The following is a 12,382-nucleotide window of genomic DNA, read 5'->3' as shown; positions in this document are numbered from 1 at the left end:
CCGGCGCGGGTGGCTTCGGGGCGGGTGATTTGGGGGCGGCCGGCTGCGGTGCGGGTGATCTGGGTGGGGGTGATCCGGGCACGCTCAGCCGCCGTCGCTCGCGAGCCGGTATCCCGCCCCGCGCACGGTCTGCAGGGCGGCGCGGCCGAAGGGTGTGTCGATCTTCCTGCGGAGATACCCGACGTACACCTCGACCACGTTCGGATCGGTGTCATAGGTGTCCCAGACGTGCTCCAGGATCTCGGGTTTCGACACCACCTCGCCCGGCCGGCGCATCAGGTATTCGAGCAGGGCGAACTCCCTGGGCGTCAGCTCGACCGGCGTCTCGTTCCGTGCGACCAGCCGGGCCGCGGGGTCGAGCGACAGGTCGCCCGCGCGCAGCACGGACGGCCTGCGGCCGCCGCCCCGGCGCAGCAGCGCCCTGAGCCTGGCCACCAGCACGACGTACGAGAACGGCTTGGTGAGGTAGTCGTCGGCGCCGAGGTCGAGCCCGTCGGCCATGTCGTACTCGCCGTCCTTGGCCGACAGCATGAGGATCGGCACCCAGTTCTCCTCCGCGCGCAGCTGCTTGCACACGTTGTAGCCGGACAGGCCGGGCAGCATGATGTCGAGCACGACCACGTCGTAGTCGCCGACGCGGGCCAGATGCAGGCCCTCGTTGCCGTCGTGCGCCAGGTCGACGGCGAAGCCCTCCGCCTGCAGCCCGCGGCGCAGCGCCGCCGCCATCCGCCGCTCGTCCTCCACCACCAGAACCCGCATTGTCCCAGTGTGGACCTTTTCGCGGGCGCGGGTGCGACGAGCCTGAGAGCCCTCTCAGCCCGTCTCAGCGTCAGCACAGGTACGTCCCGGCAGTCTCGGGTCGTCAGGTTTTCCGCCCATAGTGGGAGATGTGAAATGGCGAAGAGAGCCCGCGCCGTGAGGTGGGGAGTTCCGGTGGCGGCGGTGGCCGTCGTGGCGGCGGCCGTGGGGACCGGCCCGGTGATCGCCGCGGTGCGCAGCGAACCGTCCCTGCCGGACCGTACGGCTGAGCAGTTGCTGGCCGAAGTCGCGCGCACCTGGCAGAACGGCCGGATGCCGCAGATGTCCGGCACCATCGTCGAGACGGCGTCGCTCGGCCTGCCCGCGCTGCCCGGCATGTCGGGCCTGTCCGGGCCGCCCGGGTCGTCCGGGGCCTCGCCGTTGTCGCTGCTGTCGGGGTCGCACCAGCTCAAGATCTGGTACGCGGGGGAGAACCGGTTCCGCCTCATGCTGCCGGGGGAGATGAGCGAGACCGACGTCATCGCGAACGGCGGCACGGTCTGGATGTGGGACAGCGCCGCCAACACGGCGACGCGCCTCACCGCCCCGGCGGCCACCGGCGGCGGGCCGGACGGCGCCTTCCCGATGCGGCCAGGACCCGGGTCCCCGATGCGGCCCGGAGCGTCGTCGTTCGCGACGCCCGAGCAGGCCGCGCGGCAGGCCCTGAACGCGGCCGGCACCGACACCGCGATCAGCGTCGGCGAGAACGTCACGGTCGCGGGCCGCGCGGCCTACCAGATCGTGCTGACGCCCAAGGCGGCCGACTCGCTGATCAAGGACATCCGGGTGGCGCTCGACGGCGAGAAGCTGATGCCACTGCGTGTCCAGGTGCACGCGAAGGGAGCGGCGGAGCCGGTCTTCGAGGTCGGCTTCGAGTCGCTGTCGTTCACCGCTCCGGCCCCGGAGAACTTCTCCTTCACGCCGCCGCACGGCGCGAAGGTCGAGCAGGGGACGGCCGCGCCTCCGGCCGGCCACCGTCCTGAGGCGGTCGCCGAGGCGCACGACCGGGGCCGTGTGGTCGGCTCCGGCTGGGACAGCGTGCTCGTCACGTCCCTGCCCGGCGTCACCGGCCAGAAGCAGGACGGCCAGAAGCAGGACGACAAGGGGCGTGACGGCGTGGACATCGCCGCACTGCTCGACGGCGTGAAGGCGGCGGCGACCCCCGTCAGCGGACAGTGGGGGAGCGGCCGGCTGCTGCGCACGAAGGTCGTGTCGATCCTGATCACCGACGACGGCCGCCTGCTCGCCGGCGCCGTGACCCCGGAGGCCCTCTACCGGGCGGCGGTGCGATGAGCGAGCCCGCACACCGTACGGCGGCCGCGTCCACGCTGTGTGCGCCGACGCCGGGAACGGCTCGGACGCGGCAAGCGCGAGGGACATGGCGGACAGGATGGACACCAACCGGATGGACACCAACCGGATGGACACCAACCGGATGGACACCAACCGGATGGACACCGACCGGATGGACATGGACCGGATGGACACCGACCGGATGGACATGGACCGGATGGACGCGGTGAGCACGGTGACTGCGGGCACGCGCGCGGGGGCGCCCAGGGAAGACATCGGGGCGCCCCCGCCCTCCCCCGGGGACGCGGCGGCGCAGGCCATCGTCACGTCCGGTCTCACCAAACGCTTCCGGGGCGGCCAGGTGGCGGTCGACGGCGTCGATCTGGCCGTGCCGCGCGGCGCGGTCTTCGGCTTCCTCGGCCCCAACGGCTCGGGCAAGACCACGACGATCCGCATGCTGCTCGGCCTGGTCGCCCCGACCTCCGGCACGTGGTCGCTGCTCGGGACGCCCATGCCCGCGGGGCTGGCCCGGGCGCTGCCGCGCGTCGGCGCGGTGGTCGAGGGGCCGGCCTTCTACCCGTACCTGTCGGGCGAGGCGAACCTGCGCCGCTTCGACGCGGCCGACCCGGGCGCCGACCCGCGGACGGCTCGGGCCAGGATCGGGGCGGCACTGGAGCGTGTCGGGCTGACCGCCGCGGCGGGCAAGCGTTACCGCGCCTACTCCCTGGGCATGCGCCAGCGCCTGGCCATCGCCGCCGCGTTGCTGGTCCCGAGGGAGCTGCTCGTGCTGGACGAGCCGACCAACGGCCTCGACCCACAGGGCACCCGGGAGGTCCGCACGCTGATCAGACGGATCGCCGAGGACGGCACGACCGTCTTCGTCTCCTCCCACCTGCTGAGCGAGGTCGAGCAGATGTGCACCCACCTGGGTGTCATGCGTACCGGCCGGCTCGTCGCCCAGGGCCCGATCGCCGCGCTGCGCGCGTCGGGCGAGCGGCCGCGGCTGCGTGTGGAGACGCCGGACGTGGCCGAGGCGGCGGCCGTGCTGATCCGGGCCGGGCTGGAGGACGTGCGCCCGGGGGACGGCGAGGTGACGGCGGTCGCCGGCGAGCGGGCGCCGGAGCGGATCTGCGCGCTGCTCGTCGGCGAGGACGTGGCCGTGCGCGGATTCGGCGTGGTGCGTCCCACGCTTGAGGAGGTCTTCGTCGGCTTGACGGGGGAGGGGTTCGATGTCGGTGCGTGAGAAGCCGGTGAGTGAGATTCCGGTGAGTGAGGAGGCGGCGGCCGTGCCCGATACCCGGCCGGCCGAGGCGGCGCGGGACGCGAAGCCGCCGTCGGCGCCGGAGGGCGCCCCGCCCGCGCCGGTTCGCCTGCGGCACCTGACGCGGCTGCTGGCCTCCGAGATCGGTCTGACGTTCCGCCGTCCGCGCAACCTCGCGATGCTCGGGGTGCTCGCGGTCGTGCCGGTGCTGGTCGGCGTCGCGGTGCGGGTCGCCTCGGGGGGCGACGTGGGCGGCTCGATCGTCGGCCAGATCGCGGGCAACGGCCTGATGCTGACGTTCGCGGCGTTCGTCGTCATGATGCCGATCGTGCTGCCGCTGACCGTGGCGGTCGTGGCGGGCGACGCGGTCGCCGGCGAGGCGGCCCAGGGCACGCTGCGCTACCTGCTCGTCGCTCCGGCGGGCCGGACCAGGCTGCTCGCGGTCAAGTACGCCAACATCGTGGTCTACTGCCTCGCGGCGTGCGCGGTGGTGGCGCTGTCCGCGCTGGCGGTCGGGCTGGTGCTCTTCCCCGTCGGGCCGGTGACGCTGCTGTCCGGCACGACGATCCCGGCGGCCGGCGCCCTGCTGCGCGTCGGGCTGGTCGTCCTGTACGCCGCAGCGGGGATGGCCGCGCTCGGCGCGGTCGCGCTCGCGGTCTCCACGCTCACCGAGGCGCCGATCGGTGCGGTGGCCGCGAGCGTCGTGCTGGTGGTGGTCAGCCAGGTGCTGACCGCGATCCCGCAGGTCGCGACCGTACGGCCGGTCCTGCTCACGTGGTGGTGGGACGCGTTCGACGGGGCCCTGCGGGAGCCGATGGCGACCGACCGGATGGGTCAGGGACTGCTCGTCTTCGCCGCCTACGCGCTGGTTTTCGGCTCCGTCGCCTGGGCGCGCTTCACGAGCGAGGACATCACGGCGTAAGTGCTGCCCTTTACCGTTCTTTGTCGCTAGTGTTGCCGCGGACCTCTCACCCAAGGCGGTGTTCATGCGGCACTTCTTCGGGCTGCTTCTGGGCGCTCTCGTCGCGGCGGCTCTTCTCCTCGGTGGCGGATGGGCGTCCCAGGAGGCGGTCCGGGGAGCGGCGCAGAGCGTCGACCCGGCCAAGGACACGCGCATGCTGATCGCTCTGGGCGTGATGGCCGTCGTGGGTCTGCTGCTCGGGCTGGTGCTGGTGGGCCGGGTGTCCCCGCTGGCGGCGTTCGTCCCGTCGATGGCGCTGCTGGCCTGGACCGTGGTCTACGTCCTGGACGTGTCGCGCGCCGCGAGCCTCGTGCCCACCGGCCCCGCGGTGCAGGCCGAGCTGCTGCAGGCGGGCCGGGGCATGCTCACGCTGCTGTCCACCGGCGTCTACGGCCTGCTCGGCGTCGCGTTGTTCCTCCCGGTGCTCATGCCGTCCCGCTGGGCCGGTCCGGTGCGGGACGAGGAGGAGGAGTACGAGGAGTCGTTCGGCTACTGAGATAGAGGCCGGCCACCACGTCCTCGATCGACGCGGGCCCGGGCGCCGTCGCGCGCAGGTCGTCCACGGTGCCGTCGAAGGCCAGCCGGCCGTGGTCGATCAGCAGCACCCGGCGGCACAGCCTTTCGACGTCGCCCAGGTCGTGGGTGGTCAGCAGCACGGTGGTCCCTCGTTCGGCGCATCGCCTCCGCAGGAAGTCGCGCACCTCCGCCTTGCTGACGACGTCGAGCCCGATCGTCGGCTCGTCGAGCACCAGCACGTCGGGATCGTGCAGCAGAGCGGCGGCGATGTCGCCCCGCATCCGCTGTCCGAGGCTGAGCTGGCGCACCGGCGTCCGCAGGAAATCGCCCAGGTCGAGCAGGTCGCACATCTCGTCGAGCCGCTCCCGGAACACCTTACGATCTACCTTGTAAAGGAGCCGGGCCAGTTCCAGGCTGTCACGCAGCGGCAGGTCCCACCACAGCGTCGTCCGCTGGCCGAAGACGACGCCGATTTTGCGGGCCAGAGCCGTACGGCGCCGGGAGGGGTCGAGACCGGCCACCCTGATCCGGCCCGACGTGGGCGTGAGGATCCCGGTCAGCATTTTGATCGTGGTGGACTTGCCCGCGCCGTTCGGGCCGAGGAAGGCGGCGAACTCCCCGGCCGCGATGCGGAAGGACAGGTCCCGCACGGCGTGCACGACCCGGCGGCGGACCGTGAAGGTCCGGCCGGCCCCGTCTGCCTCGATCATGGTCAGCTCCCCGTCGATCGGTAGCGGCGGATCCCCGCACGCCAGGCGAGCGCGGCGACGGCGGCCAGCGCGAGCGCGGCGGCGGGGGACAGCAGGCCCGTCCAGGACGGCAGCCCGAGCGGGTCGGGCCGGCCGAGCACGTACAGGCCCGGCTGCCAGTTGACGAACGCCAGCGGCAGCACGAAGGTGAGCCCTCGGACGATGCGGGCGTCGTAGACGCTCAGCGGATACTGGTTGAGCATGGCCCCGCCGTAGGTGAACGCGTTGGCCACCTCGGGGGCGTCGGTGAGCAGGAACTGCAGCGCTCCGCCCAGCGTGAACAACGCCGTGAAGATCACGATGCCCGACGCCACCATGACGGGCACCATCCAGACGCGGCCGATGGGGATTTCCAGCCGTGCGAGGGCCACGCCCAGCACCGCGGCGGCCTGCACGGCCCGGCCGATCCGGTGCGGGCTGAAGCGGTCGGCCGCCACCTGCACGAAGAGCGACGCGGGCCGGATCAGCATGACGTCGAGGGTGCCCGCCCTGATGTGCTGGCTGATCCGGTCGACGTTGCCGAACAGCATGTCGGCGAGCGCGAAGGCCAGCTCCGACGCGCCGTACAGCAACATGACCTCGGCCAGGCCGAAGCCGGCCAGCGTGTCGGTGTTGGCGAAGATCACCCAGATCACCGCGATGTCCAGGCCGCCGACGACGAAGGCGCCCGCCGTCGTGAGCGCGAACGAGACCCGGTATTGCGCCGCCGCCCGCGTCCACGTCCAGGCGAGCAGCGCGTACGTCCTGATCACGGGCGCTCAGCCACCCTGGATCACGACCTTCCTTCGGGCGGCGCCGGTCATGAGCGCGCCCAGGGCCAGCAGGACGGCGGCCCACAGCGCCTGGAAGGCGAGGGCGCGGGCGGGCTCGGCCGTGCCGAGGTAGACGTCGGCCGGCACCTGGGCCATCGCCGACCACGGCAGCGCGCGGGCGAGTTCGCCGAACCACCCGGGGAAGATGGTCAGGGGCAGCATGAGCCCGCTGAAGAACGTGGTGAGCACCATCGACAGGGTCGCGAGGCCCCGGTCGTCCATGATCCAGCACGTCGCCAGCGCGATGATGTACCTCCACCCGAAGCTCACGACCACGCCCAGGGCGACGCTCGCGAGGAACGCGGCCGGGGCGCGCGGGGCGACGATGCCGAACAGCGAGGCGCCGACGAGAGCCGGCGGCGCGCCGCGGACGGCGAACAGGTACGCCGCCCGGCCCAGGTCCTCCGACAGGCACCAGGCCTGCAGGGACGCCGGGCGGACCAGGTCGAGCGCCACGTCGCCGCTGCGGATGCGCTGCGGCAGGTCCAGGCCGCCGCCGAACAGCTGCATGGGCCCGATGAACGCCTGCGTGAGGAACGTGAAGGTCACCGCCGCCGCGAGGTCGTACCCGCCGAGCCCCGGCCGGGCCTGCCACAGCGCGATCAGCACGTACGCGCGCAGCACCCCGAAGACGGTGTTGGTGAAGGCTCCGGCCAGCGCGGCGGCCCAGTAGGTCGCGTGCCTGCGGAAGCCGTACCAGGCGAGCCGCGGATAGAGGGCGACGGCGGCGCCGTGGCCGGGGATCAACGGTCGGCGAGGCGGTAGACGAACCGCAGCCCCGACCACACCTCGTCCACGGCGCACACCTTGTTGTCCACCAGGCCCTCGCCGAGCCCGAAGGCGCGGACGACGTCGCCCGACAGAATGGTGGCGACGCCGCTCGCCTTCTTGGGCCAGCTCACCCACAGGCCGCCGCTCCGGGCCAGGCGCTCGCGAGCCCGGGGGAACCCGGACCGCAGGGCGGCCTCGTCGGGGCAGAACATCACGATCACGTCATAGGGCGCGGAACTTCCGTCGTCCTTGTCGTGACCGTCGATCGGCAGATTTTGCGGAGCGTTTACCAGCAACACGCGGTGGCCGGGCTTGACGCCGAGCTTCCGGGGCGGCGGAGCCCCCGAATATCCAGTCATGGATGCCTCATGTCCTGCGGATGTTACCTTCTCGTAACACGGTTGTAAGGGGGGTGAAACATGCCAACCGATAGAACGGATGACCAAACGGGGAATGTCCCTTTTGGGAGGCTTTTATGGGCCATGATCTAAATGTAGACGTCCGTCCGGAATATCCGGTCAGCTGGCAGGCTGCCGCGATCAACGGGGTCCTGCGCGGCACCATGAAGCCGATCTCCACGATCCTCGTGCGCAACACCACGGGCATGGCCATGGCCAGCCGCATCATCTGCCTCGGCGAGCGGGTCTCCGGCATCCTCCCCAAGCACGTGTCCATCGTTCCAGACGGATTCGGCTCGTGCACCGGGGAATGGGTGCACGGCGGGCCCGGCCTGGACGAGGGCAAGGCGGTGCTCTACTTCCACGGCGGGGCCTACTTCGTCTGCTCCCCGGCCACCCACCGGCCGATCACCTGGCGGCTGTCGGCCGCCACCGGCCGCCCGGTGTTCTCCCTCGACTACCGCCAGGGGCCGGTCCATTCCCTCGCCGAGTCGCTGACGGACGCGCTCCGGGCGTACGAGTGCCTGCTCGGCCTCGGCTACGCCGCCCAGGACATCGTGCTGGCCGGAGACTCCGCGGGAGGTCATCTCACCCTCGCCACGCTGCTGTCCCTCCGGGACCGGGGCATGCCCCTCCCCGCAGCCGGGATCTGTCTGTCCCCCTGGACCGACCTCAGCTCCAGCCGCCGCCGCGCCAACGTCTGGTCCGACCCGATGCTCCCCGCGGGCCGCGTCGACTGGCTCGCCCGCCGATGGACCGACGGCCTCGACTGCTTCGACCCCCTGGTGTCCCCCGTGTACGGCGACTACACCGGCATCCCCCCGCTGATGATCGTCACCGGCTCCACCGAGGTCCTGCGCGACGAGGCCCGCAGGGTCGCCGTCAGCGCCCGCGAGAACGGCGTGCAGGTGACCTACGAGGAGTGGAACCGCATGCCGCACATCTTCCCCCTCCTCGCCGACGTCCTCCCCGAGGGCCGCCTGTTCTTCGAGCACGTCTCCCGCTTCCTCGACGCCGTCCACGCCCGCCATTCCGCCTCCGGCGCCGAGGCCGCCTGATCGGGGCCGCGGTTCACCGGACGTCGCTCAACGCGCGGATGAGCGCGTCGAGGTCCTTGCCGTACGCGTGCTCGGGCGGCGTCGCGTAGCCGATGACGAGGCCGGGCGGGGCCGGTAGAGTCGGGCCTCGTGCCGGAAACGCCGCGTGTGCTCGCCGTACAGAACGCAGCGAACGGAGGCCCTGGGCGGTTCGGGGAATGGCTGGACGCCGCCGGGGTCGCCGTCGACGTGGTCGCGGCCTTCGACGGGTCCGCCCTGCCGTCACGGCTGGAGCTTGACGGCCTGATCGTACTCGGGGGCGGTTACCTGCCGGACGACGACGACGGGGCGCCCTGGCTGCCGGCCGCCCGCGCTCTGGTCGAGCAGGCACTCGCCCGGTCGGTGCCGTTCTTCGGCATCTGCCTCGGCGGGCAGATGCTGGCCTCGGTCGGCGGCGGGAAGGTCCAGGGCGACGCCGGGGCGCCCGAGCACGGCAGCACGTCCATCACCGTCCGCGCCGAGGCGGCGGACGACGTGGTCTTCGGCGGGCTGCCCGCCGCCGTCCCGGCGATCGAGAACCACATCGACGCCATCACGGCCCTGCCGCCGGGCGCGGTCTGGCTCGCCGAGACCGGACGCTGCCCCTATCAGGCCTTCCGGCTGGGCGAGCGCGCCTGGGGTGTGCAGTTCCACCCCGAGGTGGGGCCAGAACGCATCCGGCAGTGGGACGTCGAGCACACCCGCAGGCGAGGTCTCGACCTCGACGAGCTGTACGCCGCCGCCGTGGCCGGCGACGCGCTCTCGCGGGCGGCCTGGGGCGAGGCGGCCTCCCGCTTCGCCGCCTTGGTCCGCGAGGGACGACCCTAGGGTCGTGGTTCCGGCGCGCGGCGTTCGCCGCGACGGACGGTCCGGCCCTGGCCGCAGCCTGTTCGCGGGTCGTTTTGGGGCTTATGAGACCTATGTGACCTGCGGTTTCTCGATCTGACCTAACCGAACGGTGGCATTGGCCTTACCTCTCATGCCGCTTGTCGCTACTTGAGCGCGTGGCGCGTTCCAAACGGCCACAGTGGCTGTGCGGCACTTCGAGAGAGGTAGCTTCCGTATGGCACGTGGCGGAACGGCCCCCGGAAACGGCATGCCTCCCGGTGTGCGCCCGCTGACGGTGGGCGACCCGGTCGTCATCGGGCGTTATCTACTGCTCGGCCGGCTGGGCAGCGGCGGAATGGGCGTGGTCTACCTGGCCGGGCATCCCGGCGGGGGATACGTCGCGCTGAAGACACCGCATCCGATGCACCTGGGAGACCCCACGCTGCGGGCCCGCTTCGCCGAGGAGGTCGCGCTCTCCCGGCGGGTGGTGCCGTTCTGCACGGCCGCCGTCATCGAGGACGGTCTCGACGGCGAGCGGCCCTATCTCGTGACCGAGTACGTCCCCGGCCCCCCGCTCTCCCATGTCGTCGCCGCGCAGGGGCCGCTCACCCCCGACCTCGCGTACGGCGTGGCCCTCGGCACGGCCGCCGCGCTGGTGGCCACGCACGAGGCCGGGCTGGTCCACCGGGACCTGAAGCCCGGCAACGTGCTGCTGTCGCCGCGCGGGCCGTTCGTCATCGACTTCGGGATCGCTCGCGATCTGGACGTCGCGATGGCGCACACGCAGGCCGGGCAGATCATGGGCAGCCCCGGCTGGGTCGCGCCCGAGCGGCTGCGGGGTCACCACGCCGTCCCCGCCTCGGACGTGTTCTCCTGGGGCTGCCTGGTCGCGTTCGCGGCGACCGGGCTGCATCCGTTCGGCGCCGGTGATCTCGACGTGCTCACCCGGCGCATCCTGGTCGAGGAGCCCCGGATCGACGCCGTGCCGAAGATGCTGTGGGACGGCGTGGCGGCGGCGCTGCGGCGCGACCCCGCCGGCCGTCCGGACGCGGCCCGGCTGCTGGCCTCCCTGCTCGCGGCGAGCGGGATCCACGCGGCCGCCGATCCCCGGCGGGCGGTCGCCGCCGTGCTCGACGAGATCTGGCAGCCCGTGTCCTACCCGGCGGGCGCCCTGCCCGGCCGGGCGGCCGTGCGCGGCCAGCGTACGGAGAGCGGGACGGCACAGGGATCGGCACAGGGGCCGGCACAGGGCCGATCGACGCAGGGCAGGTCGACGCAGGGCAGGTCGACACAGGGCAGGGCGGCGCGGCGCCGTGCGGCGCGTTCGGGGGCGCAGATGTCCCACGCGGGTTTCGCGGCGCTCGCCACCGTGACGATCGCCGCGGTGACCGTGGTCGCGGCGGGCGCCGGCTCGGCCCACATGGAGAGCACGGCGGATCCGCCGCCCGCGCTGCCCGTGGCCGTCCCCGGCGAGGACAGCGCCCTGCCGCCCGAGGACGTGCTCGGCACCTTCCGCCCGCCGGTGGTTCCCATCGCGGACGGCGCCGGGCCCCGGGTGACGGTGACGGCCACGCGGACCATGCCGCCACCCGCACCACCGTCCGCGCCGCCGTCCGCACAGCCGTCCGCACCGTCCACGCCGCCGCCCGGGACGGAGGCCCGGGACGACGCGTGGACCACTTCGGCGCCGTCGCCGCCCCCCGGGGTGATCCGGCGCCCGCCGGCGAAGGGGGACTGCGCCACCGGGCGGCCGCGGGACTGCCGTTCGCCCCGGCCGTCCCCGCCCGTCCGGCCCGGACAGACCCGGCAGCCGGGGAATCCCGAACATCCCGGACAGGGCCATACCCCGATCCCGTCGCCGGGGATCACCAGGGAGCCGCAGTGGGGAGACGGAGAGTCTTCTCCGCCCAGCCCCACTCCGCCGTCCCCGGTGGGCGAGTCGCCGGGCGTGGTCGCCACTCCGGCGCCGTCCATCCCCTGAAACGCCGTCGTGAGCGGGTGCGTTCATGCACCATGCTGTGTGTCCATGGACGCAGCTCTCGAACTCGACGACGTGACCGTCCGCGTGGTCGGCCGGACCCTGGTGACCGGGGCCGACTGGCGGGTGGAGCACGGCCAGCACTGGGTGATCCTCGGCCCCAACGGCGCCGGGAAGACGACGATGCTCTCGGTCGCCGCCGCCGTACGCCACCCGAGTTCGGGCACGGCCACCGTGCTCGGGCGTCGGCTCGGCCGGGTCGACCTGCGGGAACTGCGCCGGACCATCGGCCTGGTGGCGGCCAGTCAGCGTCTGGTGGACGAGTCGCTGCTGGAGGAGGAGGGCGCGACCGCGCTGACCGTCGTGCTCACCGGCCACACCGGGACGAGCGCGCCGCTGTGGGACCGGTACGGCGACGAGGAGCGGGAGCGGGCGCACCGGCTGCTGGCCGACCTCGGCTGCAAGGACCTGGCCGACCGCAGGTTCCAGGTGTGCTCGCAGGGGGAGCGGGCTCGGGTCCGGGTGGCCAGGGCGCTGATGGCCGATCCGGCGATCCTGCTGCTCGACGAGCCGTTCGCCGGCCTCGACCTGCCGGCGCGGGAGGACCTGATCGAGGCGCTGGAGGACCTGGCCCGCACCCGGCAGGGGCTCACCACCGTGATGGTCACGCACCACCTGGAGGAGGTGCCGGCCACCACGACGCACGCCCTGCTGATGCGCGACACCCGCATCCTGACCGCCGGTCCCGTCGAGGAGGTGCTGACAGGACCGAACCTGTCCGACTGCTTCGGCCGTCGTCTGCGCATCGACTCGCTGGACGGCCGCTGGTATGCCCGCGCGCTCCGCGTCTGACCGCGTCTGACCGTGTCTGACCCGGGGCTCGCCCGCGTCGCGGCCCCGCCGCCGATTCGTCAGAGCCCCGAGGGTGACCTGCGGATCGG

General features: G+C 72.9%; 13 protein-coding genes. 8 read left to right on the top strand and 5 right to left on the bottom strand.

Annotation, left to right across the window (positions count from 1 at the left end):
• Positions 1-84: 84 nt before the first annotated feature.
• Complete coding sequence (locus AB0O28_RS27690) at positions 85-759, bottom strand: response regulator transcription factor (RefSeq protein ID WP_363645072.1); 675 nt, start codon at positions 757-759, stop codon at positions 85-87.
• A gap of 135 nt (positions 760-894) precedes the next feature.
• Between AB0O28_RS27690 and AB0O28_RS27685 the strand changes: the two genes are divergently transcribed.
• The 4 genes from AB0O28_RS27685 to AB0O28_RS27670 all read left to right on the top strand — a co-directional run bounded on the left by AB0O28_RS27685 (position 895) and on the right by AB0O28_RS27670 (position 4,809).
• On the top strand, positions 895-2,091 hold the full coding sequence (locus AB0O28_RS27685) for a DUF2092 domain-containing protein (protein ID WP_363645070.1): 1,197 nt from the start codon (positions 895-897) through the stop codon (positions 2,089-2,091).
• A gap of 85 nt (positions 2,092-2,176) precedes the next feature.
• Positions 2,177-3,334, top strand: a complete 1,158-nt coding sequence (locus tag AB0O28_RS27680; protein ID WP_363645068.1) for an ABC transporter ATP-binding protein — start codon at positions 2,177-2,179, stop codon at positions 3,332-3,334.
• The gene (locus AB0O28_RS27675) at positions 3,321-4,274 is read left to right on the top strand and encodes an ABC transporter permease subunit (protein WP_363645066.1); all 954 of its coding nucleotides are present in this window, start codon (positions 3,321-3,323) and stop codon (positions 4,272-4,274) included. Before AB0O28_RS27680 ends, AB0O28_RS27675 begins: the two co-directional genes overlap by 14 nt.
• 64 nt (positions 4,275-4,338) lie before the next feature.
• Entirely contained in the window at positions 4,339-4,809 is a 471-nt protein-coding gene (locus AB0O28_RS27670; RefSeq protein ID WP_363645064.1) for a hypothetical protein, read from the top strand.
• On the opposite strand, the gene AB0O28_RS27665 is transcribed toward AB0O28_RS27670, so the two are convergent.
• From AB0O28_RS27665 to AB0O28_RS27650, 4 genes are read right to left on the bottom strand one after another with little or no spacing between them, the layout of a single operon-like run.
• Positions 4,739-5,539 (bottom strand): ATP-binding cassette domain-containing protein, encoded by an 801-nt coding sequence (locus AB0O28_RS27665; protein WP_363645062.1) that lies wholly within the window; start codon positions 5,537-5,539, stop codon positions 4,739-4,741. The genes AB0O28_RS27670 and AB0O28_RS27665 overlap by 71 nt on opposite strands.
• Before the next feature lie 2 nt (positions 5,540-5,541).
• The gene (locus AB0O28_RS27660) at positions 5,542-6,330 is read right to left on the bottom strand and encodes an ABC-2 family transporter protein (protein WP_363645060.1); all 789 of its coding nucleotides are present in this window, start codon (positions 6,328-6,330) and stop codon (positions 5,542-5,544) included.
• Positions 6,331-6,336: 6 nt separating this feature from the next.
• Entirely contained in the window at positions 6,337-7,137 is an 801-nt protein-coding gene (locus tag AB0O28_RS27655; protein WP_363645058.1) for an ABC-2 family transporter protein, read from the bottom strand.
• Positions 7,134-7,520, bottom strand: coding sequence for a hypothetical protein (locus AB0O28_RS27650; RefSeq protein WP_363645056.1), 387 nt, complete (start codon positions 7,518-7,520; stop codon positions 7,134-7,136). Before AB0O28_RS27650 ends, AB0O28_RS27655 begins: the two co-directional genes overlap by 4 nt.
• Before the next feature lie 116 nt (positions 7,521-7,636).
• Between AB0O28_RS27650 and AB0O28_RS27645 the strand changes: the two genes are divergently transcribed.
• The 4 genes from AB0O28_RS27645 (at position 7,637) to AB0O28_RS27630 (ending at position 12,293) form a co-directional block, all read left to right on the top strand.
• A complete protein-coding gene (locus AB0O28_RS27645; RefSeq protein WP_363645054.1) occupies positions 7,637-8,617 on the top strand; it encodes an alpha/beta hydrolase in 981 nt (326 codons plus the stop codon).
• 129 nt (positions 8,618-8,746) lie between these two features.
• On the top strand, positions 8,747-9,463 hold the full coding sequence (locus AB0O28_RS27640; RefSeq protein ID WP_363645052.1) for a type 1 glutamine amidotransferase: 717 nt from the start codon (positions 8,747-8,749) through the stop codon (positions 9,461-9,463).
• A gap of 268 nt (positions 9,464-9,731) precedes the next feature.
• Positions 9,732-11,444, top strand: coding sequence for a serine/threonine-protein kinase (locus AB0O28_RS27635; protein ID WP_363645050.1), 1,713 nt, complete (start codon positions 9,732-9,734; stop codon positions 11,442-11,444).
• A 45-nt stretch (positions 11,445-11,489) separates the two neighbouring features.
• Positions 11,490-12,293 (top strand): ATP-binding cassette domain-containing protein, encoded by an 804-nt coding sequence (locus tag AB0O28_RS27630; protein ID WP_363645048.1) that lies wholly within the window; start codon positions 11,490-11,492, stop codon positions 12,291-12,293.
• The last annotated feature ends 89 nt before the right edge of the window (positions 12,294-12,382 follow it).

The sequence above is a fragment of the Microbispora sp. NPDC088329 genome (genome assembly GCF_040685655.1).
In the GTDB taxonomy this organism is placed as follows: domain Bacteria; phylum Actinomycetota; class Actinomycetes; order Streptosporangiales; family Streptosporangiaceae; genus Microbispora.
This window is presented reverse-complemented; position numbering and strand designations above follow the sequence as displayed.